Origin of the sequence: Pseudomonas sp. MWU13-2105 (assembly GCF_023242315.1) — a bacterium.
GTDB lineage: Bacteria > Pseudomonadota > Gammaproteobacteria > Pseudomonadales > Pseudomonadaceae > Aquipseudomonas.
This window is the reverse complement of sequence record NZ_JALLIY010000011.1, coordinates 170,971-191,982: the sequence shown is the minus strand read 5'-3', so window position 1 is coordinate 191,982 and position 21,012 is coordinate 170,971. Positions and strand designations below refer to the sequence as shown.

Annotated in this window: 23 protein-coding genes, 1 tRNA gene and 1 pseudogene; 16 read left to right on the top strand and 9 right to left on the bottom strand. The window is 52.2% G+C overall.

The features are described 5' to 3' along the window. Positions 1-72: 72 nt before the first annotated feature. Positions 73-148: transfer RNA gene (locus M5B96_RS17815), tRNA-Thr, on the top strand. 143 nt (positions 149-291) lie between these two features. Here M5B96_RS17815 and M5B96_RS17810 read toward each other — a convergent pair. Beyond that, the gene (locus M5B96_RS17810) at positions 292-1,140 is read right to left on the bottom strand and encodes a tyrosine-type recombinase/integrase (RefSeq protein ID WP_248798040.1); all 849 of its coding nucleotides are present in this window, start codon (positions 1,138-1,140) and stop codon (positions 292-294) included. Here M5B96_RS17810 and M5B96_RS17805 point away from each other — a divergent pair. After that, a pseudogene (locus M5B96_RS17805) lies at positions 1,140-1,304 on the top strand (phage protein); the annotation flags it as partial. The gene M5B96_RS17810 and the pseudogene M5B96_RS17805 sit on opposite strands and share 1 nt — an antisense overlap. A 117-nt stretch (positions 1,305-1,421) precedes the next feature. Here M5B96_RS17805 and M5B96_RS17800 read toward each other — a convergent pair. Then, entirely contained in the window at positions 1,422-1,850 is a 429-nt protein-coding gene (locus M5B96_RS17800; RefSeq protein ID WP_412548615.1) for a hypothetical protein, read from the bottom strand. Between the two features lie 337 nt (positions 1,851-2,187). On the opposite strand from M5B96_RS17800, the gene M5B96_RS32600 reads away from it, so the two are divergent. After that, on the top strand, positions 2,188-2,595 hold the full coding sequence (locus M5B96_RS32600) for a putative phage tail assembly chaperone (protein WP_318654847.1): 408 nt from the start codon (positions 2,188-2,190) through the stop codon (positions 2,593-2,595). A 104-nt stretch (positions 2,596-2,699) separates the two neighbouring features. Here the strand turns inward: M5B96_RS32600 and M5B96_RS17790 are convergent, their stop codons facing one another. Next, positions 2,700-3,275 (bottom strand): hypothetical protein, encoded by a 576-nt coding sequence (locus tag M5B96_RS17790; protein ID WP_248798039.1) that lies wholly within the window; start codon positions 3,273-3,275, stop codon positions 2,700-2,702. A gap of 296 nt (positions 3,276-3,571) precedes the next feature. Next, positions 3,572-4,213, bottom strand: coding sequence for a GIY-YIG nuclease family protein (locus M5B96_RS17785; RefSeq protein ID WP_248798038.1), 642 nt, complete (start codon positions 4,211-4,213; stop codon positions 3,572-3,574). 179 nt (positions 4,214-4,392) lie between these two features. Between M5B96_RS17785 and M5B96_RS17780 the strand changes: the two genes are divergently transcribed. Together M5B96_RS17780 and M5B96_RS17775 are read left to right on the top strand one after the other, a co-directional pair. Then, positions 4,393-4,596, top strand: coding sequence for a Com family DNA-binding transcriptional regulator (locus M5B96_RS17780; protein WP_248798037.1), 204 nt, complete (start codon positions 4,393-4,395; stop codon positions 4,594-4,596). Then, a complete protein-coding gene (locus tag M5B96_RS17775) occupies positions 4,557-4,790 on the top strand; it encodes a DNA cytosine methyltransferase (RefSeq protein WP_248798036.1) in 234 nt (77 codons plus the stop codon). Before M5B96_RS17780 ends, M5B96_RS17775 begins: the two co-directional genes overlap by 40 nt. Here M5B96_RS17775 and M5B96_RS17770 read toward each other — a convergent pair. Further along, positions 4,762-5,981 (bottom strand): IS3 family transposase gene (locus M5B96_RS17770; protein WP_248798035.1). Its coding sequence is split into 2 segments (ribosomal slippage): positions 4,762-5,636 and positions 5,636-5,981, totalling 1,221 coding nucleotides; the frame shifts between segments, so codons are not numbered across the junction. The two genes, M5B96_RS17775 and M5B96_RS17770, sit on opposite strands and share 29 nt — an antisense overlap. A gap of 4 nt (positions 5,982-5,985) precedes the next feature. Here M5B96_RS17770 and M5B96_RS17765 point away from each other — a divergent pair. From M5B96_RS17765 to M5B96_RS17745, 5 genes are all read left to right on the top strand, one after another. After that, the gene (locus tag M5B96_RS17765; RefSeq protein ID WP_412548616.1) at positions 5,986-6,963 is read left to right on the top strand and encodes an integrase domain-containing protein; all 978 of its coding nucleotides are present in this window, start codon (positions 5,986-5,988) and stop codon (positions 6,961-6,963) included. Continuing rightward, positions 6,960-7,247, top strand: a complete 288-nt coding sequence (locus tag M5B96_RS17760; RefSeq protein ID WP_248798034.1) for a hypothetical protein — start codon at positions 6,960-6,962, stop codon at positions 7,245-7,247. The genes M5B96_RS17765 and M5B96_RS17760 overlap by 4 nt, the downstream gene beginning before the upstream one ends. A gap of 419 nt (positions 7,248-7,666) precedes the next feature. Beyond that, entirely contained in the window at positions 7,667-9,895 is a 2,229-nt protein-coding gene (locus tag M5B96_RS17755) for an ATP-dependent nuclease (protein WP_248798033.1), read from the top strand. Then, entirely contained in the window at positions 9,877-11,778 is a 1,902-nt protein-coding gene (locus M5B96_RS17750; protein WP_248798032.1) for a UvrD-helicase domain-containing protein, read from the top strand. Before M5B96_RS17755 ends, M5B96_RS17750 begins: the two co-directional genes overlap by 19 nt. A gap of 623 nt (positions 11,779-12,401) precedes the next feature. Next, positions 12,402-13,031, top strand: coding sequence for a hypothetical protein (locus tag M5B96_RS17745; protein WP_248798031.1), 630 nt, complete (start codon positions 12,402-12,404; stop codon positions 13,029-13,031). A 280-nt stretch (positions 13,032-13,311) separates the two neighbouring features. Here the strand turns inward: M5B96_RS17745 and M5B96_RS17740 are convergent, their stop codons facing one another. Beyond that, positions 13,312-13,593 carry a hypothetical protein gene (locus M5B96_RS17740; protein ID WP_248798030.1) on the bottom strand — a complete coding sequence of 94 codons (282 nt, stop codon included), beginning with the start codon at positions 13,591-13,593 and terminating at the stop codon, positions 13,312-13,314. A 43-nt stretch (positions 13,594-13,636) separates the two neighbouring features. Continuing rightward, on the bottom strand, positions 13,637-14,035 hold the full coding sequence (locus tag M5B96_RS17735) for a carboxymuconolactone decarboxylase family protein (RefSeq protein ID WP_248798029.1): 399 nt from the start codon (positions 14,033-14,035) through the stop codon (positions 13,637-13,639). Between the two features lie 414 nt (positions 14,036-14,449). Between M5B96_RS17735 and M5B96_RS17730 the strand changes: the two genes are divergently transcribed. Both M5B96_RS17730 and M5B96_RS17725 read left to right on the top strand, forming a co-directional pair. After that, entirely contained in the window at positions 14,450-15,019 is a 570-nt protein-coding gene (locus tag M5B96_RS17730; protein WP_248798028.1) for a hypothetical protein, read from the top strand. A gap of 5 nt (positions 15,020-15,024) precedes the next feature. After that, positions 15,025-15,795, top strand: coding sequence for a nuclease-related domain-containing protein (locus M5B96_RS17725; RefSeq protein WP_248798027.1), 771 nt, complete (start codon positions 15,025-15,027; stop codon positions 15,793-15,795). A gap of 308 nt (positions 15,796-16,103) precedes the next feature. Here M5B96_RS17725 and M5B96_RS17720 read toward each other — a convergent pair whose 3' ends face one another. Further along, a complete protein-coding gene (locus M5B96_RS17720; RefSeq protein ID WP_248798026.1) occupies positions 16,104-16,517 on the bottom strand; it encodes a hypothetical protein in 414 nt (137 codons plus the stop codon). Between the two features lie 410 nt (positions 16,518-16,927). Here M5B96_RS17720 and M5B96_RS17715 point away from each other — a divergent pair, with 410 nt between their 5' ends. Beyond that, entirely contained in the window at positions 16,928-17,515 is a 588-nt protein-coding gene (locus M5B96_RS17715; RefSeq protein ID WP_248798025.1) for an acyl-homoserine-lactone synthase, read from the top strand. 66 nt (positions 17,516-17,581) lie between these two features. Here M5B96_RS17715 and M5B96_RS17710 read toward each other — a convergent pair whose 3' ends face one another. Beyond that, entirely contained in the window at positions 17,582-18,304 is a 723-nt protein-coding gene (locus tag M5B96_RS17710; protein ID WP_248798024.1) for an autoinducer binding domain-containing protein, read from the bottom strand. A 492-nt stretch (positions 18,305-18,796) separates the two neighbouring features. Between M5B96_RS17710 and M5B96_RS17705 the strand changes: the two genes are divergently transcribed. The 3 genes from M5B96_RS17705 to M5B96_RS17695 are packed head-to-tail and all read left to right on the top strand — an operon-like array spanning position 18,797 to position 21,012. After that, the gene (locus M5B96_RS17705) at positions 18,797-19,285 is read left to right on the top strand and encodes a PhzA/PhzB family protein (protein ID WP_248798023.1); all 489 of its coding nucleotides are present in this window, start codon (positions 18,797-18,799) and stop codon (positions 19,283-19,285) included. Positions 19,286-19,305: 20 nt separating this feature from the next. Beyond that, positions 19,306-19,794, top strand: a complete 489-nt coding sequence (locus tag M5B96_RS17700; RefSeq protein WP_248798022.1) for a PhzA/PhzB family protein — start codon at positions 19,306-19,308, stop codon at positions 19,792-19,794. 24 nt (positions 19,795-19,818) lie between these two features. Continuing rightward, a complete protein-coding gene (locus M5B96_RS17695) occupies positions 19,819-21,012 on the top strand; it encodes a 3-deoxy-7-phosphoheptulonate synthase (RefSeq protein ID WP_248798021.1) in 1,194 nt (397 codons plus the stop codon).

Below are 21,012 nucleotides of genomic sequence, written 5' to 3'. Positions count from 1 at the left end.
GTCTTCGCAAAAATAGTCAAATATCAGGGGTTTACAGAACCTCGCCAATCGCTATAATCGTCGCCCTAACACGCCGGTATAGCTCAGTTGGTAGAGCAACTGACTTGTAATCAGTAGGTCCCGGGTTCGACTCCTGGTGCCGGCACCATACATCAAAGCCCCGTAATACGGGGCTTTGGCGTTTCTGGACCTTTAGTTTTCGCGCTTTCAAAAAGCTGAAAATGTCCACAAAGTGTCCACACTTAAAAAATCCAAGGCACCTTTCTGGTCGATCTCGACCGTGCCAGGGTCCTAATCCCCATCCGAAACCGGCTCCGCCCTTTCGATAGCGTTACTAAATGCGTCGTGATCGGTGACCCCCTTCTGCTGCGCTTTTTTCTTCTTGGCTTTTTGTGAGGCGGTCAGCGGATTCAGCCAGACGACCTCGGCCATATGCCCTGGGCTGAAATGCGCATACTTCATGGTCATGGCCAGCGACGCATGCCCCAACACCCGCTGTAACGTAAGAATGTCGCCACCATTCATCATGTAATGACTGGCGAACGTATGCCGCAGCACATGAGTCAACTGGCCCGCCGGCAGATCCAGTTTTACCGAGCCCACCGTCTCGCCGAACTTCTTATAACAATCGCCGAACGGCAGTGTTTTCTTAATCAGCGCTTGAAGCTCCTCAGAAATCGGAACAGCGCGATTCTTAGAAGACTTTGTCTTGGCAAAGTAGATCCGCCCATCACGTACCTGACGCGCTTTCAGCCCTTCCGCCTCAGACCATCGCGCCCCCGTGGCAAGACATATCCGAGCGACCACTCCAGCAGCCACTGAACGTCCATCCAGATCAATCAACATCGACTTGATTTGCTCCAAACTCAAATAAGCCATCTCGGTCTCGTCAAATTTCAACGCCCTGACCTTGGTTAACGGATTGGCCCCCTCCCATTTGCCCAGGCGCTCCATTTCATTGAAGACAGCCCGCAAATATGCCAATTCATGATTCAACGTATTGGCGCTAACCGGCTTGGCATCCCCGTCTTTCGTCTTTCCGTTTCCAGCCGTCGTCCGACCGAACTTCCCGGCAAGCCGATCAGCACGATATTGGGAGAAATGATTGGTATTGAAATCAGAGGCCAGGGGATTCCCCATGCACTCTGCCATTGAGTTCAAGGCTCGCAGCCGTTCCTCGCCGCGTTTCAACGTTCGTCCAGAAGACGCTCCACAAGGTGCCGTTCGATGTCACCAGCCCGGACTTTATCCGTATCAACGGCGTGCCCTATCTGGATGCCAGTGAAACCGAGGGGTTGCGATGAGCGACTGTGAAAAAAAGCAGCCACCGAGAAGAGTGGCTGCAAGGGGAGATAGCACGTCACGCGTGCGGTGGAACATACAACCGACTGATCAGCCTCCCAACCGCTGCACGTACCACGTCAACCCAGTGAGTGGTTGTCGACAGAGGGTGATGCCGAACCCGCCAGCAGGGCGTCCACAACAGCCCGTGCCATTTCTACTGAGTGAAGCATCCCCCAGAACAGAGACCGCTCCACCGGATTCGTATGCAGGCTGATTTCGTCGCCGTTCAGTTCGGCAACTTCGAGCAATTTCGACACGTAGGTCAGCGCGTCCTGAGCTTTTACGCCTGGTTGAATGGCAAAAAGCGTAGGTCTGAGAGGGTCAGTGTGATCGACGGTTTTGGAAAGGGTTACGGCGAGGGTATCGAGCAAACGGATTGTATCCCGCTGCACTGGTTTTACAGGACTGCGGGCGGCATCAACAACGCCAAGACTGAGAGCACTTTTCTCATCTGGCTTGGAACCTTTGGATGCAGGGGGTGGATCGGGGGTGATTTTCTTGGTCACGAGTAAAACTCCTTCCGAATTACTTGAGAGGAGTTCACCAACTTTCACTTGTCCAGTGGAAAGGTGGCGAACTGTACGCGGGTGGACAAACCGGGGGATTAGGACCCGGCACACACAAAGTGTCCCACGCACAGCCCGCCATAACGCAGGCACAACGACACCGTTCTCACGGCATTGTGCGATTAATCCTAAATAAACCACGGGTGTCCAGTCCGCATCGCTGATTTTGCAGCGACGTTCCAACACTAGACGCCGACCGGGGCTGAATCAACGAACCGAGCGTAGGAAAAGTTAACTAAGGGCCATCCATTTTTCCCTATTTAAGGACAGAAATTTCATGACCGAGTATCGCGATATCACCCTTCAGATCGGTGGGCAGGATTTCATCTTAAAACTCGCCCCTCAGGACGTGACCAAGTACTTCAATGCCGTCACCCCGAACAACAAAGTGGCGCCGTCCAACAACTTGCTGACGACCACCGTCAAGCCCGACCAGATCGACACGCTGCGCCCACTCCTGCGTAACCCAGTGCTGACTTCCATTGCTTGCGTGGTGATCATCGGTCTGAAGCCAACCGATGACGAAAAAAACCAAGGGTTCGAGCAGTACCGCCATTCACTGCAAGGCGTTCATGTCGTCACGTTCGACGAATTGGTTGAACGCCTTCAGTCGCTATACAACTTGCTTGCAGGTGGGGCGGGCTCACCTGTAACAACCTTGCAGGGTGACGAAGCGCCGTTCTAGGGAAGGACACGATTGGGTTTAATACAAATGGCTGCGATACAGATATCCTAAAATATTGAGACTGGCTTGAAATTTGCGAAGCTCAAGCCAGTGCAGCATATTCCTTAGCCTAGGTAGACACCATTAGAGTTCTGCATTTTTTTCTCTCTTTCTATCCGTGCTGCCTTTTCCTCATCGGACTCAGGCAGGTAGATTTTGTCACTGGTTTCAGGGTTAAGCGACAAGGCAAGTATCACCATCAAAGAAATAGCGAATATCCCCAAAGCCATATAAATTAAAGCACTGATCCAAAAGCCCCAGGCCACATCCAACAACGTGACCGCAGTTTGAGTGAGCGTCAACACCTGGCTAGTTCCTAAGAGCCAAAAATTGATAACGAACGTAAACACCAAACCAAAGCCGATGTTCATACTGGTATCATGATCTCTTCTGTGCTCTTCTTGTTTATCGAGCAATTCAATGACTAATTTATCCCTTTCAATTAGTGCTTTTTGGCGGGTGATGGACGGAAAGCGATAGTCGTGATCGATTGGGTTGTCTTTCGCCGAGGGAAGCAACTTAGTCCACACCGTCACTGCGAGTAAAATCTGACGCAAAACAGGAAAGAACAAGGCCATCAAAAACGCAAAAATGCCTAAGAAAACCAACGCTCCTGCCGCATTGACCTCCGGGGCGCTCAAGCTACCGAAAGATTGCAGTAGATTTTTTTATAGAAAATCATCAGGCATGAATCGAGTGTTAGTAGAAACGAGATCAGCAGCATAAAATGCCGAAACTCCACTGCTTTATCGATGAAGGTGGTGCTGGTGGTGATGACTTTGCTAATGCTAGTACTGGAGTCGGCCATGAGCGTCCTTGGGTTGGCTAATTAATTGGCGATAATGCCAGTATGACATCAAAAAAACACTCTATACAATTCGTCGATCTGAATCATTGCACCGTCATCATCGGTGAGCGCGTTGACGCTTTTTTAAAGTCAATTCTGTTCAATTTTTTGATGGATTGCGATCAGATCAGGTATGTGGTCTAGACAATGGGCCGTGAAAAACTCACGAGCCTTATTGATTCGATACTTATCAAATAGGCAATGTAGTGCTTGTTCAAGCTTAGAGTAATTGGTGGTCTCCAGCTGAGAAATAACTCGAAAACGGAAAGGCACTCCGGTTGTGTAGAGCTGAGTAATCCGTTTGTCTACAGGCCCCGTGGTTATGCCGATTTTGACGATTTCAATGCCGTCGGCTGTGAACAGATTGGTTCCGAGGACATATAGGGTACCGATATCATCAGCCAGTTTTTCGAGACTTTCACCCTCAATGATATTTTCTGCCCCCAGCTCGGTAGGCTCAGCATCCGTCTCTAACGACATTCTGTGAGGCTTCTGAGATTTGTCCGCAAAAATATCTGGTGCGCTACGACATGCGATGTAAATGCGTGCCAGTACCGCGTGGTCAACATCTTTATAATTTCCATTCTGAACGTTACGTAGATGTGATTCTGTCCCGTAGTACTCAGGGTATTGAATCTTAACGACTGCCCTGATTTCCTGAGGCGTCATACCCATGGGGTCATCTCGGAGAATTGCACGTACAACATCAGTAAAGTTGAGTTTTGGTTGCATAAACGCTCCATGTTTCGCGGGCAGGGCTAGGGACGGAAAACTTTAACGCAACCAAGACAATTCTTCTAAGAATCCGCATTGCCGTATGTCAGGTGATTCTGAAAAGTGATTTACAGGCTGATCGAGGCAAAGCAACCGTCACCAGAAGAGGAAGATGGTCGAAAACTGAAAGGACCCGGATGATGCAAGACATCCGCTGCGGCCACTGCCGCCGCAAGCTCGCCGCCGCCAGCGGCTTCACTGATTTGCAAATCAAGTGCCCGCGCTGCCGGACACTCAATCATCTGAAGGCCACGAGCCTCCCGCCAGAACGCCAAGAGCCTCCGCAACCACGAGTACCGGAATGCAACAACCTACCCTTGGCAGCCTGTTCGCAGGCATAGGAGGCTTTGATGTCGGATTTGAAAACGCGGGATACCGCACCGCCTGGCAAGTTGAACTCAACCCCGTCAACCGGGCTGTGCTTGCCGATCGATTTCCCCATGCACGCCAGTTTGAAGACGTGCGCCAGTGGACTTGCCCCTACCAGACCGGACACCAATTCCCCGTTAAATTGATGCCGCCGCCAAGCGCCTAAATTCTCTCGGCGACCTATATTTCAGCGCGCTGTGCGGATGCTGCTCGTTGTAATGTTCGAAGGCAATCGTCAGATTGCGCAGTGCTGTTTCTCGATCTGGCTTGGGCATGTGCGTCACGTAATCTCGCTTGATCGTCTTCACGAAACTCTCCGCCATACCGTTGCTTTGTGGACTGCGTACCGGCGTGGTCACCGGCTGCAAGCCGATCTGGCGGGCAAACAAACGGGTCTGCTCGGCGATATAGGCCGAGCCGTTATCGCTCAGCCACTGCACGGGCGTGTTCGGCAGTTGGTCGCCAAAACGCTTCTCCACGCTTTCCAACATCAAGTCTCGGATGTCATCGCCGCTGTAGCCGGTCGGGCTCGCAACCCAGCCGATAGCCTCTCGATCACAACAGTCCAGGGCAAAGGTCACGCTCAGTTTTGCACCATCGTCGCAACGGAACTCAAAGCCGTCCGAACACCAGCGTGTATCACTGGTTTTCACGGCAATACGGCCTTCATGCCGGCGCGGTACGCCAGGCTGTTTAATACGCCGCGCCAACAGCAGGTCGTGATCACGCATGACACGATAAACCCGCTTCACGTTGATCGGTGGCAACGACTGGGTTTCACGTGCGCGCCGCAGCAATCCCCAGACGCGACGGTAGCCATAGCTGGGCAGTTCGCTGACTTGCTGCTTAATCTCGGCGACCAATTCCGTATCGTTCACAAGCCGGCGTCGCCGTGCGACGGGCGATATCGATTGCTTGCTTCGAACCGTTAATTGCGAGCGCGACACACCGAGACATTCGCTGACCAGTTTCACTGGTCGTCCCCCGGCAACAAGGGTGAGTGCGCAATCCATTTTCGCGACCGGGCGATCTCCACGGCCTCTTTGAGGACTTCCGCTTCCATCGTCTTCTTGCCCAACATCCGTTGCAATTCGCGGATCTGTTTGAGTGCATCGCTCAGCTCGGACGCCGGCACCACGGCCTCGCCAGCACTAACCGCCGACAGGCTTCCGTCCTGATACAGCTTGCGCCACAGGAACAGCTGGTTGGCGTTGATGCCGTTGCGCCGGGCAACCACGGACACGCTTTGCCCAGGCTCAAGGCTCTCTCGAACCATGGCCAGCTTCTGGTCGGTGCTCCAGCGGCGTCGGCGTTCCTGGCCGAGCAGCTCGCCACCCTTATCGTTGCTGTTAGTCATAAACATACCAGTTTGCCTATCCCTTATCTTAAGGGGGGAACGGTGTCCTGTCTTTCATGGGGCTCGTTCACAAGCATTGAAAGATCTGTTTTGCGGCGGACACTACGGCACGGTCAAGGCGCACAGTGATCGGTGGCAGGCGTTTGTGCGGTGGTGTCGGTCGGAGGATGGGCCGGGCTTTAACGATGCACGAAAAATTGATCGGCAGACCTTGCTGGACTACGCCGGGCATCTGCATCAGCAAGTGGAACATGGGACTATCTGCATCGCCACCGCGCAAAACCGATTGTCCAGCGTGAACCGAACCATGGCTGCGCTTCGCGGTGATCAGAATGTGAAAGTACCGTGTCCGAGCAAGGCGCTGGGAATGCGGCGCACCAGTGTTCGTCAATCGGTGCCGCAAGGCCAAGACCGCGAACATGTGAAACGGATCGTCGACGTACTCTGCGAACACCAAATGCCACGCGCCGCCGCCATCGTGCACTTGGCGCGAGCCGCCGGAATGCGCTTGCGCGAGGCCATTTTGGCCGACCTTCCACGGCTACAGCGTGAAGCAGAGAAATTCGACAGAATTAATATTCAGGAGGGCACCAAGGGTGGCCGCTCAGGCGCGTCGGCACCTCGCTGGATCGCGGTGAACGATTACATCCGCGATGCCCTGGCATTCGCCCATCAGGTCTCGCCCTACGGTAGCCGCAACCTACTTGCACCGGATGAAAGCTACCTAGGCTTCCAACAGGGGATCGTCCGCTTCGCACGTGACATCCTCCATAAGCACAACCTCAAAGGCTTCCACGAATTGCGAGCAGCCTATGCTTGCGAACGCTATGAGCAAATCACCCATCATCCCGCGTCTATCAACGGTGCCCATTGCTATCAACTCGACCGACGCCTAGATCAGGATGCCCGACTGCAAATCAGCTGCGAGCTAGGGCATCGCCGTATCGACGTGGTGTCGGCTTACATTGGTGGTCGAGTATGAGCAAGCCATTCGATATGGAGCTTTTCCTGGCAGGTGTACTGACGGGGTCGCACTCCACGCGCCAGCGTCACCTTCGCCAAGCGAAGGCTATGCAGATGGCGATTGCTAGTCGCTGGCACCGAGATAATCCATGGACCTGGCAGCAAAAACACCTCGTATGGTTTCTAAATTTGCACCTAAATCAGCGCACCCAGCCGACGCGATATTACTATCTGCTAACCGTTCAGTTAGTCGCTATCCGCCTCGGTAAAACTTGGCGCTTCGAGAGGGTGGACACACGCTAAGCTGATAGCGAACATTGATTAAGATTCGGAACAACCAATACTGAATGTCCTGTTTGCGTGGATGCTCACAATGGAGGCGTCCCTTCACTCAGGAGGTTTTGGTTCCGGCAGGCAATCCGCACGCACCGAGAGTGGGAAATCACCAACTTAGCTCCGCCCCTTCCAGCTCGGCCTTGGGATGCCGGACCCTGCTATCTCAGGGTCTTGCTATCGCTTCCAAGCGTAGCTAATGTGCCATCACTGGCATTTTCCTTCGCACCCGTTTACGCACAAACCACTGGGTAGAACGGATTCTGATGGCCTGCAAAGGAGAGCTTAAATGTCACCCTGATGCTCAGAAGTAATCCAACTGCCAGCTCGACTTAACTGCAGGAACAACAATAAACCGAAATCGCTTAAGAAAGGACGCTGCAATGCGAGTGACCAAGATCAAAGTTCACAATTTCAGACTTCTTAAGGATTTAACAGTCGATTTAGAAAAGAACCTGTCGCTAATAATTGGAAAAAACAACTGTGGTAAAACATCATTCCTGCTTTGCTTAGAAAAATTCATAGGCAGTAGTGCACCAAAAAACAGCTTTACCTTTGAAGACCTAAATAGCGAAGCAAAAGACCACATACTTAAGGTAGTGGATAACGAGTTCCCCAACAATCAAGCTTTGGGCATCTCCTTACAAATATTCATTGAGTATGATGAGCATGATGACCTAGGAAATATCGGCGACAAGGTCATTATGGATCTTGACCCGGACAACAAGTTTGTAGTTCTGACTTTCGATTACAAAGTTACACCCGACGATATTCAAAGTATTGCTGCAGATTATAGAAAAGTTAAAGCAAAAAAGGTTGACGAGGGAAAAACCCCAAAAAGCCTTTTTGACTACATGAAAGAAAATCACGCACGTTATTTTTCTATAACTAGACGAAGTGTGCGATATGACATCACGACAAAAGATATCGACATAAATGATTTTGTTGATTTGGATGCCGAAGGGATAAAAATCTCTAAACTAATAAATTTCAAATGGATCAGTGCACGCCGAAATGTATCCAACAAAGATACTGACAACTCGCTCTCAATGCTATCTGCAAAGATGTACAAGAAGCTGGAAGCAACTAACCCCAACGAAAGTATCGTAGAAGAATTTAAAGACACTCTAACAGATACAGACACTCAGCTAAATATAGTGTATGAAAAAATCTTCAAGGACGTTATAGATGACGTTAAAAAATTCGGCGGGGTAAGCCAGAATGATTCCGTCATCAAAATTGTGTCATCCCTTCAGCATCGTGATTTACTGGAGGAAAACACTACTGTGATGTACGGCCTAGGGGCTGGCGAACATAACTTACCGGAAAATTACAACGGCCTAGGATACCTTAACCTTATAAGCATGATATTTGAAATAAAGCTTAAACTTCATGACTTTCACAAGGACGTTAATGAAACACCTTCAGACATAAACATTTTATTCATTGAAGAACCTGAAGCGCACACCCACCCACAACTTCAACGAATTTTCATAAAAAACATCAAATCTCTCCTCAGGCCGGGAATTAGAAGAGATGATGGTACTACTCGGGGCTTACAAACAATATTAAGTACCCACTCGCCCTACATCGTATCAGAAAGCGACTTTGAAGATATAAAATATTTCAAAAAATCAGATGACTGTGTGACCTCCAAAAATTTAAAAGACCTGAAAGATTACTACGAAGACGGGCAGCACTACACTTTCCTTAAGCAATACCTAACTATACATAGATCAGAGTTATTTTTCGCAGACAAGGCCATTTTCATCGAAGGAGACACCGAGCGCGTCTTGCTCCCTGCGATGATGATGAAGGTGGACCAGGAAGATGTTATTAAAGACCTGCGTACCGGCTCAAAGAGCCCCATACCGCTTCTATCGCAAAACATATCGATGATTGAGGTTGGTGCATACTCACATATCTTTGAAAAATTTGTTAACTTCATTGGAGTACGCTCACTCATCATTACTGATATTGATGCCGCAAATGAGCATCCAGTACTAGATGACAATGGCGTCGCAAAAACAAACGCGGACGGAACGGCAAAGACTGAGCTAAAAAAATGCAAAGTAGAGCATGGGACTTCCACTACAAACGCGTCTCTAAACTTCTTTTTTAACAACAAAAGCTTAGCTTTCTATACTGGACTCTCTTATAAAGATAAGATACTCACAAAGGACAGCAACTCTAAGTGGACTCAACAAGAAGGTGGCGACCTATTTTGTGCATATCAAACTTTGGAGAAGGATTCAACGGGTGCAGATTATCATGCGAGAAGCTTTGAGGACTCTTTCTTCCATATAAACAGAGCGTTCATAAAAGACTTAGCTTTTGATCAGCATTCAAAGTTCATAGGAAATACAAAATTTCCATCGCTTGTCCAGATTCACTTGAAGGATTTTGCTAACTCCAAGACAGACGCTTACACTTGCGCAACGAAAGCTGTGGGTAGCAAACCCTCCTTCGCTATGGAAATCCTGCTTAATAGCACAATCACTCCAACTACGGTTATTGACATTGAAAGTGGTAACGATATTACCGTCGATGTTGAGTTCTCTAATTGGTCTACTCCTGCATATATCAAGGAGGCATTGACATGGCTGAAGCAAGACTAAATCTAGAGCCGGAAGTACAGGAAATTTTCAAGCACATCGACAGCGGGGAAAACTTTTTACTTAGCGGAGGTGCGGGAAGCGGGAAGACTTATTCGTTAGTGCACGTCATTAAACAAGTCCTACGCGAGCATCCTTGTAGCAAAGTGGCATGTATGACGTATACAAATGCGGCAGTGGCAGAAATCAATAGCAGGATTACCGACTCTCGTTTAAATGTCGGCACCATCCATGAATTTCTTTGGGACTTAATTCGCCCATTTAAAATCGAGCTAATGTGGTCGTTAATAGCATCATTGAGAAGCGATGACCCGGACTCAATAAAAAATCCGGACGAGAATTTCGATCCTCATACTCTGCTCGGCCTAGAGGTTCAATATAAAGAATATACATTAGTCAGAGAAGCCATAATTTCCCACGATGAAGTTCTGATACTGGCTCGCGCTATGTTTAAGTCCCATCCAAAACTTTGTGATATAGCGAAAGATAGATACAAATTTATATTTATCGATGAATACCAAGACACTTCCGAAGCGGTTGTCGAGATATTTTTGGAGCATTTCTTGCAAGGCGTAAAAAGAAACATTGTCGGTTTTTTTGGCGACGCCATGCAATCAATATATCCAGATGGCGTGGGCAACCTAAACAAATATATCGCTCTTAAGCGAGTCGTTGAAGTTCAAAAAACCCAAAACAGACGAAACCCTCGTTTAGTTTATGAATTGGCAAACCGATTGAGGACTGATGGACTCGAGCAGCAAGCATCACTTGATGACACCGCTCCAAATATGCTGAATGGCAAAGTCATAGATGGCGAAGTGAGATTTATTTATAGTGAAGGAGAAGACGATAAATTAACAAAAGTTAAAGAGGCCCTAGGCTGGAACTTTAACGATAGCAGAGAGAACAAAGAGCTAAACTTAACTCATAACTTAATTGCACCAAAAGCGGGCTTCCCGGAGCTAATGCTCATATATGACGGAGACAAGGTACTAGAGTATCGCGACCGCATCAAAAAATATATCAAAGCCAATAACATATCCGACGACTTCTCAACATACACATTTGGAGAAGTAATTCAGCATCTGTTGGATAATTTTCCGGTCGACGCAAAAAAAATCAATCCGACGCCCGCGATGCAAAATTTCATTGCCGAAAATCCTGAGCTTTTCATACGAGCAAAGGAGGAGAACTATGGAATTTTTCGCCGAATATACTTAACCAAAGATGCGTTAATAGATGATAAAAAAGACAACCCCGATGGATCAGCGAAAGCAGGTAGCAAAAGAGATGCCCTGATAAAGCACTTATTCAAGATACAAGATATCTTAAGCCTCTATGAGAGACAAAAATACAACGAGTTCTTGAAGCGTACCGAATTCAAAATAAGAACTATAGGCGACAAACGAAAACTTAAGCTTATTATTGATCAGCTTCGCAACATGTCCACCTCTGACATTGGGTCTGTAATCGATAAAGCGGACGAATTAGGCATCTGTAGGAAAGATGATAAATTAGCAATTTTCATTACCAAAAACAGCTATGTATATGACCGAGTTGTGAAAGTAAAATTTAGTGAATTCCAAAAGCTTTACTCTTATCTTGAAGGATACACCCCGTTTTCTACCCAGCACAAAATCAAAGGCGCAGAGTTTGATAATGTTCTTGTAGTTTTAGACAATGGCAACTGGTCAAGCTATAACTTCGATTACATATTTAAAGGAGAAGGTACCGCTTCTGTAATAGAGCGCACAAAAAAACTTTTTTATGTCTGCACCACTAGATCAAAAAAATGTTTGGCCATATATTACAAAAATCCAAATAGCACAGCTATTGCCACGGCGATAAAATGGTTTGGTGAGGATGCTGTAAAACCTATCACCTAACGCCCACTTTTCTTACTACCGGAAGTTGCTTAGCTTTTATTACCAAACGTCCCATTTGGTAGACGAGAACTGGTCATTCTTTGTAACAGTCAATCCGCGTGATCTTTTCACTAGGATTGACGGATTAATGCACAAGGCCAGTTTCCTTCATAAGGATAGATTTAGAGATAGAAACTCGACCTCTGAAACGAAATTAATTTTCAAATCAATTACCTACAGATTTTTTCGACTCCTGGTGCCGCACCATACAAAACAAGGCCTCGCAGCGATGCGGGGCTTTTGTTTATCTGCTGAACGTAACAAACGACGTAATAAGCGCTCTTGACCACTCCCTCCTGACACCGCCCTCACGAAACATCTTTCCACAATCCCTGCGTTGACCCTCCTTTTCAGCTATCTATCATGCCGCTCTACACAGCCGACAGCCTTGATTCGCGCGGGGCGCTGTTCATGGAGCAGCCCAAATGACAGACGAAAAATGCGAGCCCGAAATATTGCTTCTTCAGAAACGAAAAAACCCACCAAAAAGGCAGGTTTCTTCGTTGTTTCATATGTCCTCGGGGGGAGGCTTGCGCCCGCGTTTCCCGTGGCTCGTGAAAAAACTATAAGGATCGAAGCCTGTCATGTCAACGCAGATTGCCGATATTGTCAGATGCGCCTTGTCACCCGCTCGCATGGCGACCTATGAAGCCATAGCGCCCGACGCCGACGCGGCTTTGGCGTTGTACGCCTGGAATGCGCAGATTTGCGGAGCATTGCTATCTCCCCTGCACATCTGCGAGGTGGTCGTGCGCAACGCCGTAGCGGATGCGTTCGAGGCAACTCGCGGCGCCAGATGGCCATGGAACCTCGGCTTCGAGCGCAGCCTCCCGCGCCAACTCAGCCCTGGCTATAACGCCTTGGGTGACCTGCAAGCAGTACGGAACAAAGTAAAGACGACAGGACAAGTCATCGCCGAGCTCAAATTCGTCTTTTGGGAAAAGACGTTCACCAGCAGGCATGACAGCAGGATATGGGAGCCACAGTTGATGCGTGTACTGCCAAATCTTGATACGGCGAAAACGGTGGCGCAGCATCGAAAGCTGATCCTCGACGACCTCAACCAGGTAAGACGACTAAGGAACCGAATTGCCCACCATGAGCCAATTTTTGCACGAAACTTACTCGATGATTTTCGGACGATTCAGCGGCTGGTTGAGGCAAGATGCCAAGTCTCGGCGGATTGGATGGTGTCGCAACAGCGGGGTCATTGATCTGATCAGATCAAAGCCTTTCTAGGTGTTATAAATGAATCCGTTCCGAATCACGGAACGTAGAGATACTGATGAAAGATTTGACCTTCGTGCCTACCCGTTACAATTTCACAGCAGCGCGACGTTGACGAGCTCATACACCTGCCTACAATGCCCCCAATATACCCGCCAAGCCTAGGTTGACCCCACAGTCAGCACGCTCAAATCGTGCGGGTTTTTACCTCAAAAAAACCACACCATAACTGAGACGTCACCGGCCAGAGCTGGCAGATGTTTATGGCTAGGTTGTCCCATTGTTACCAGATGCAGCTCCCGCCTCGGGTCCTTTGCCGAGCAGGCGCGCGCTTTCCACTTCCAGCATCAGCAACACCATTTCCGTCAACTCGGCGTCGGACTTGCGTCCCGCATAGAGGTCATGGAGTGCTTTGGCAAACGGAATGCGCAGGTCCTGGTTATCTTCGCGGGCGGTATCGCCGTATCGCATCAGTTCGCTGATGGCGCGCAGCACCGCCGCTTGCCACCGGGCGGTGGTCCTAGGACCATCGCCGGTGATTGCAATCAAGTGATCCTTCGTCAGCTGGCGAAGGGCTGATTCCCGCAACGGCTCAAGCGGCCTTGGGTTGCGAGTGATTTTTGACATAGCGGACGATACTCAGTGTTTCCTCGCGGAACTGCTCGTAGTCGATCTGCTGGGCGTTGATAAAGGTGCTGCCCATCATGGTCACCGCGCCCATCAAGCTGGCTTCGGCAATTTCCTCGTCGCTGGCGCCAAACAAGCGCGCGGCTTCGGTATGGAACAGAGTGCAATACTTGCAACGGGTCGCCCCGGACACCGCCAGACCAATCAACTCCTTGTACTTATTAGGGATTTTGGTATCTGCCAGCCAAAAGTCCCGGGCCACTCCCCAGAATCCGTTCGCGCCACCTTCCGGCATCTGCTTGATCCACTCCGGTACCACACCGAGGGCCTCTTCAATTTCCCGATAAGTATCATAAATGGCCATCTGACACCTCCTGACCTCTCTGGAGACATCTGCTTCAGAGGTACAACCAGTTTAGTTCGCCGGCGGCCAAGCCCGAGCCGGCAGCAGGATGACTCCGGCAATAAACGTCTAAACATCGTAGAAACAACAGGATGGATTTAGATTTTTTTGGCGCAATGACGTACCGCTAGGTACCTCGGGTTATTAACCGTGGCGAGGATAAGCCACGGCGTTACCCTTTGCGCGAGCACCACTGAAAGCACATGGTTAATTCCGACTTTCTAAACCTTGATAATATCAATATGATGGCTCGAGCTTCTTTGGTCATTGGATTCGCTACCTATAGCACCTGCGCGCCCAACACCAAAACCGCTGCCAGCGGCGCAACAACCGCCCGGCACTGAAGGAATCAGTACTCGATCTCAAGGACGACCGATGTTCAAAATCTACGCAATGACGCCACTTAAATGGGCGGCATTGCTGCTCACAGTCGCATTGCTTGGCGGCTGTTCAGACTACCACTACAAAAATTATCAAGGCGACTGGGCTCCCGAACAGCTCAAGCCCTACGACCTGTCCGACAACGCCAGCGAAGCCGCGCTCGTGTACTTCGATACGATTCGATATCGAGCCTTGGGCGTACCCTTTCATCGGCTGTTGCTCGCAACCGATGTGGATGGCCTGCGGATCAAGGGCGCCGGGCGCCGATCCATACTGGATGTCTCGGGCGAACAGGCGCTGAAGCTAAAGCCCGGCAAACACTCCCTGCGCTGGTGTTGGCTATCGATGAATGCCTTGGGCACAGGCGGAGCAATGTGCAACTTTGCCGCGGCTGACGTTGAGTTCCGGCCTGGGCAGCGCTACGTCGTGACATTCCAAACCGACGAAAATATCAAAGGTCCGCCCGGTCGGCAGGAGTTGGAGATCAAGGTGCAGTCGAGCATCAAAAATCTCGACACCAAAGAGGTGATTTTCCCGCCAGCCACGATGGCTCAAACAGAGTGATGGCTATGAACTTCACCCCCATCATCGCGCAGCTCTGGAGCATGTTTGGCTGGTTGATCCCGCTGGCATTGCTGATCGGCCTGCTCAAGACGCCTTGGGCCAAGGGGTACATCGGCGAACTCCTGGTGCGTCTGTTCGCCCATTGGCAACTGGATAAGCAGACCTACCGCCGCCTGCACAACGTCACCCTGAACACACCTGATGGCACCACGCAGATCGACCACGTCTTCCTCTCGCCTTACGGCATCTTCGTGCTGGAAACGAAGAACATGCGCGGCTGGATCTTTGGCAGCGAGCAGCAGCCACAGTGGACGCAAAAGCTCTACAGGCGCCTGTTCAAGTTCCAGAACCCGCTGCGGCAGAACTACAAACACCTCAAAGCCCTGGAAGCCACCCTTGGCGTCAGCGCCGAGCATCTGCACTCGGTCATCACCTTCGTCGGCGGCAGTACCTTCAAGACTCAGATGCCGGCCAACGTTACCCAGGGCATTGGCTTTATTCGCTACATCAAGTCATTCCAGCAGAGGGTGTTCACGGAGGCCGAGGTCGACGGCCTCATGCATGCCCTGCAAACCAGCCGGCGCGCTCCATCCCTCGCGACCCACCGCGAACATGTGCAAAATCTGAAACGCCGTAGTGACCCGACCGCTGAGCGGCAATGTCCGAAATGCGGTAGTGCTCTAGTGATCCGCACAGTGAATTCTGGCCCGAAGGCGGGGCAGCAATTCTGGGGCTGTTCGACGTTTCCCAAGTGCAGAGCGAGGCAAGGCCTGTAGCTAGCTTTCGGATATAGACGTCTCTGGAATTCCAGAAAATAGCATCGCAAAACCTCACCTCAAAACGCCCGAACGCCCAGAACTATGCCCCCTTCAGGCAGACAAGAGTCCAGTTGGTCCGCTTTAGCTCTATCAGTGTGGATCCGGCAGCCAGATATAGGTACTGAGGCTACAGGCCCAAGCCTGGACCGTCTGGTGGTGAGGTTGCTGACATATATTGCATTTCATAGCTGTGATGAGCCTTCCAACCTACTGATCAGCCAACCACTGCCATACCACCTCAAAATCGGATGGTGGTCCAACGCGGTCTATGCCTGACTAGACGGGGATGCCCCCTCAAGCAGAGCGTCCACCACCGCACGCGCCACCTCCACCGAATGCAGCATGCCCCAGAACAGCGCTCGCTCGACGGGATTGGTATGCAGGCTGATTTCGTCGCCATTGAGTTCCGCCGTTTCGAGCAATCGAGACACGTAGGCCAGCGCATCCTGGGCACTCACGCCAGGCTGTATGGCAAAAAGCGTGGGTTTGTACGGATCTTCGGGAATGACCGGTTTGGAGCAGGTGAAAGCGAGAGTATCGAGCAAACGGCTCGCGATTGCTGGCTCCGACTCAGTTTGGGGTGGAATCTCATCGGAGACTTTACGCAGGTAGATCTCTTTTTCGGCAGTGCTGGGGGCTTTGCGGGTGGCAGGCAGATCAGGGGTAATTTGCTTTGTCATGGTGACGCTCCTTAAACCGCTTTCGCGGTGCTGTGCGCCTGTTTTGCACCGGGTGTCCAAGCCCGTATCGCTGAACTGACAGCGACGCTTGAACAGTAGTCCCGGCATTTCGCGCCTGCAATACTCTCCAAAGCCTGAAGCCCGTGGGAAATATGACTTTTTTCAGCAGGCAATTTCGCATCCTGGTTGAACGCTGCTGAGCTGCACGTGAGTTCAAGCAAACGGTTTCACTCATTCCCCCTATTTCAGCAAACGCTGAAACCGCCCCAAACAGTGAAACGCTCTAATCGCCCCACAGTCCAAGACCGCCCCCCAAAGCCCCACCCCTACCAGATCTGGTAGGTGCCAAACCCCCACCTCTGCTCTATATAAATCGACGCCCGCCGTCCTTTATCGATAGAGAAGCCCTTATGCACATGGAAGAGCACACCCTGTCCTCAATGAGCGACAGTCTGCGGCAGTCACTCGGCCGATACCGCTATCAGCAGTTTGTCGAAAAACTGGGTTGGCAACTGCCCCTGCCCCCGGATGCCCCGGGGTGTGAATGGGACGCCTACGACCACGCCCACGCCCGCTACCTCCTGGCCCTCAACCCGGCCCGCGAACTGATCGGTTGTGCCCGGCTGATCCCCACCACCGCGCCCAACCTGCTCGAAGGTGTCTTCAGCCACACTTGTGCCGAGGGTGTGCCAGCCAGCGCCTTTATCTGGGAAATGACCCGCTTCACCACTTCAACCCCGGAACTGGCCATGCCGTTGTTCTGGAAGTGCCTGGAAACCGCGCATCACGCCGGCGCCGAATATATCGTCGGGATTGTCAGCAAGATCATGGAGCGCTACTACAGAAAGAACGGCGTCCACTATGAACGCCTCGGCGAGATGATCCGCCATCAGGATGAACAGATTGTCGCGATACAACTGCCGACGGAGCGTAAACGTCACTTCAGCAGTCTTGCGCCAGCGTTATTTATGCCCGAGAAATTAAAGCAAAGCGCCTGACACTCCGAATACCCTGTTGCAGAACAGGCCTGACAACCCTGTTCCGCAACAAGCATCGAACCTTAGTTAGATATAACCCAGCGCAACCGCATAGGTCACCGCCTGCACCCGATTACTCGCGCCGATCTTGCGTTGAATATTCTTGTGATGATAATTAACCGTATCCGTACACACCCCCATGATCACGCCAATCTCTTCTGACGTCTTGCCATCCGCCGTCCAGCGCAATACTTCGCTTTCCCGCTCGGTAAACACGACATCATTATCCCGCTCCAACATCCCCTCCAGATCCGACAACTTGGCATAGACGGCATCGGCAAAGGCCCTGGTAATGGGTGCCAACTCGGTAAACTCGTCGGCACCGATCTTCTTGTCTTTACGCGCCAGGCTCAACAACCCCACCCGCCCTCGGGCATTGAACGAAGGTTGGGCCAGCCCATGACGCAGCTGCGAATCATTAGCCTCCGACCACAGGCCAGGGCTGCCCTTGAAGATGTCGTCGCTCCACAAGATCGGCGTCGAGGCCAGCCGGCTGTGCTTTACCGTGGGGTCGATCACCGCGTAGTTCATGCTTTGGTAACGTTCCACCCACTCCACCGGGTAGTTGCTGTACAGGTGGGTTTTCGGCCGCATGAACGGCGTCAGGCTGCACAGCCCATAGGCATAGAAATCGAATTTCAGATCGGTGATGGCGTTCAGCGCGATGCCGGTAAACTCCTCCATGTTCATGGCTTTGGCAAAAAGCGAATAGAAATAAAGATCCCAAACCCAAAGCTGTGCTAAGTCCATTTTAGCTACCCAAGATGAGAATCGGTTTGTCATCCTAGTCCAGCTGATCGCGCTGTCAATGGGGACATCCGTAAAAAAGCCATAACCATTTGCGCTAACTATAGAGCGACCTATTTTTATATTTACTAAGTGGCTATCTGCAATTACAGCACCACCCGCTTATGCTGTGACAATGCGTTCACCCCCATTTCCCAAGGGCGCGCGGAGGTTAAGCCGGGCGTAAAAGCTTCACACCTACAAAATCTGGTAGCTTAACTTTCCCAATCGTCTCCCTGTATAAATCCCCTCCAGCAAGTTCGACTCGACAGGAATACACAGTCCCCCTGTGACCGAACGGTATTATTTATTACATAGCGCTTACCATTTAACCCCAGTTCTCCTGGAGCAAGTCCGTTATATAAAACCGCGTTGATATTTAGCCGGCGCCGTCATGAAGCTGTCTTGTATTACTGAATAACCCGGCTGATTGAACACGCCCAAAGGAACATGAGCATGCCAACTACCGCACTCCAGACAGGATTTGCCGACGCCCCGGAACTGCGGCGCAAGAACCGCTCCACCGTCGAGCAGTACATGCACAGCCACGGCGCCGCCCGCCTGCGCCGCCACGAGCTGTTCACCGAGGACGGCAGCGGCGGCTCCTGGAACACCGCCAGCGCCACCCCGCTGGTCTTCCATGGCCACGCCAAGCTGGCGGCCCTGGGCGTCTGGCTGGACCAATGCTTCCCGGACTGGCAGTGGCACAACGTGCGGATCTTCGAAACCGCCGACCCGAACCACTTCTGGGTCGAAAGCGACGGCCGCGGCATCGTCAACCTGCCGGGCTATCCGGTGGGCTACTGCGAGAACCACTACATCCATTCCTTCGAACTCGAGGACGGCCGGATCAAGCGCAACCGCGAGTTCATGAACCCCTTCCAGCAACTGCGCGCCCTCGGCATTCCCGTGCCGACCATTCGCCGCGCCGGCCTACCCGCTTAATCCACAACAGAGGCAAGACCATGTCCAATCCAGACAAACACGATGGGTTTGCAAGCAGCACCGAGCTTCGCCGCAAGAACCGCCAGGTCGTCGAGCAGTACATGCAGACCAAAGGCCCGGCCCGCCTGCGCCGCCACGAACTGTTTACCGAAGACGGCAGCGGCGGCCTGTGGACTACCGACACCGGCGCGCCGATCGTCATTCGTGGCAAGGACAAACTCGCCGAGCACGCGGTCTGGTCGCTGAAGTGCTTCCCGGACTGGGAATGGTATGACGTGCGCATCTTCGAAACCGATGACCCGAACCACTTCTGGGTCGAATGCGAAGGCCACGGGCAGATCCTCTTTCCCGGCTACCCGGACGGCTACTACGAAAACCACTTCCTCCATTCCTTCGCCCTCGAGGACGGCAAGATCAAGCAAAACCGCGAGTTCATGAATGTGTTCCAGCAACTGCGGGCACTGAATATCCCGGTGCCCGAAATCAAACGCGAAGGCATACCCACCTAACGGCACTGCGCCAGGGGTCTCATCATGGAAACGATTGTGCGACGGGTTCTGGGTTGTGAAGCATTGCAGCAACCCCAGTGGAGCGATCTCTCTCGCCTGAGGGACGTACAGCAACACCTGAGAGACAGCCAGTCCTTGATCAGGGCCGAGGACATCCTGGCCCTGCGCGCGCTCCTGGCGCGAGTCGCCGAAGGCGAAGGCAAGGTCATCCAGTCCGGCGATTGCGCCGAGGACATCAACGACAACCAGCACGACGCCGTGGCCCGCAAGGCTGCGGTGCTGGAGATCCTCGCCGGGGCCTTTGGCCTGGTCACCCAGCAACCGGTGATCCGCGTCGGACGGATCGCCGGGCAGTACGCCAAGCCGCGTTCCAAACCCAGCGAACTGATTGGCGAGATCGAGTTGCCGGCGTATCGCGGCGATATGGTCAACAGCCACGCCGCCCACTCGGACAGCCGCCAACCCGATCCGCAACGCCTGCTCAAAGGCTATCAGGCCGCCCGCGAGATCATGGAACACCTGGGCTGGCAGGAGCGTCCCGGCCCCGGCGGCTCGCCGGTCTGGACCAGCCACGAGATGCTGCTGCTCGACTATGAATTGCCGATGCTGCGCGACGACGAGCAGGGCCGGACCTTTCTCGGCTCGACCCACTGGCCGTGGATCGGCGAACGCACCCGCCAGGTGGACGGCGCCCATGTCGCCCTGCTGTCCGAGGTGCTGAACCCGGTGGCCTGCAAGGTCGGCCCCGATATGACTCCGGCGCAGTTGCTGCGCCTGTGCGAACGCCTCGACCCGGCCCGCGAACCCGGGCGCCTGACGCTGATCGCGCGGATGGGCGCCGAAAAGGTCGCCGAACGCTTGCCGCCGCTGGTGGAAGCGGTCCGCGCCACCGGACACAAGGTCATCTGGCTGAGCGACCCGATGCACGGCAACACCATCCTCGCGCCCTGCGGCAACAAGACCCGCATGGTCGAGACCATCACCCGCGAAGTCAGCGCCTTCAAACATGCGGTGCTCTCGGCTGGCGGGATCGCCGGCGGCCTGCACCTGGAGACCACCCCGGACGATGTCACCGAGTGTGCTTCCGATGCCGCCGGGCTCCACCAGGTCAGCGTGCATTACACCAGCCTCTGCGACCCGCGGCTGACGCCCTGGCAGGCGATCACCACCGTGCTGGCCTGGAAGAACCCACCCGCTAGCGCCCATGCAAGCTTTTGA

Coding starts and splice junctions, on each gene's coding strand:
- M5B96_RS17810 (WP_248798040.1), bottom strand. CDS start 1,140: ATGGGGAATCCCCTGGCCTCTGATTTCAATACCAATCATTTCTCCCAA.
- M5B96_RS32600 (WP_318654847.1), top strand. CDS start 2,188: ATGACCGAGTATCGCGATATCACCCTTCAGATCGGTGGGCAGGATTTC.
- M5B96_RS17785 (WP_248798038.1), bottom strand. CDS start 4,213: ATGCAACCAAAACTCAACTTTACTGATGTTGTACGTGCAATTCTCCGA.
- M5B96_RS17780 (WP_248798037.1), top strand. CDS start 4,393: ATGATGCAAGACATCCGCTGCGGCCACTGCCGCCGCAAGCTCGCCGCC.
- M5B96_RS17775 (WP_248798036.1), top strand. CDS start 4,557: ATGCAACAACCTACCCTTGGCAGCCTGTTCGCAGGCATAGGAGGCTTT.
- M5B96_RS17760 (WP_248798034.1), top strand. CDS start 6,960: ATGAGCAAGCCATTCGATATGGAGCTTTTCCTGGCAGGTGTACTGACG.
- M5B96_RS17750 (WP_248798032.1), top strand. CDS start 9,877: ATGGCTGAAGCAAGACTAAATCTAGAGCCGGAAGTACAGGAAATTTTC.
- M5B96_RS17745 (WP_248798031.1), top strand. CDS start 12,402: ATGTCAACGCAGATTGCCGATATTGTCAGATGCGCCTTGTCACCCGCT.
- M5B96_RS17735 (WP_248798029.1), bottom strand. CDS start 14,035: ATGGCCATTTATGATACTTATCGGGAAATTGAAGAGGCCCTCGGTGTG.
- M5B96_RS17730 (WP_248798028.1), top strand. CDS start 14,450: ATGTTCAAAATCTACGCAATGACGCCACTTAAATGGGCGGCATTGCTG.
- M5B96_RS17725 (WP_248798027.1), top strand. CDS start 15,025: ATGAACTTCACCCCCATCATCGCGCAGCTCTGGAGCATGTTTGGCTGG.
- M5B96_RS17720 (WP_248798026.1), bottom strand. CDS start 16,517: ATGACAAAGCAAATTACCCCTGATCTGCCTGCCACCCGCAAAGCCCCC.
- M5B96_RS17715 (WP_248798025.1), top strand. CDS start 16,928: ATGCACATGGAAGAGCACACCCTGTCCTCAATGAGCGACAGTCTGCGG.
- M5B96_RS17710 (WP_248798024.1), bottom strand. CDS start 18,304: ATGGACTTAGCACAGCTTTGGGTTTGGGATCTTTATTTCTATTCGCTT.
- M5B96_RS17705 (WP_248798023.1), top strand. CDS start 18,797: ATGCCAACTACCGCACTCCAGACAGGATTTGCCGACGCCCCGGAACTG.
- M5B96_RS17700 (WP_248798022.1), top strand. CDS start 19,306: ATGTCCAATCCAGACAAACACGATGGGTTTGCAAGCAGCACCGAGCTT.
- M5B96_RS17695 (WP_248798021.1), top strand. CDS start 19,819: ATGGAAACGATTGTGCGACGGGTTCTGGGTTGTGAAGCATTGCAGCAA.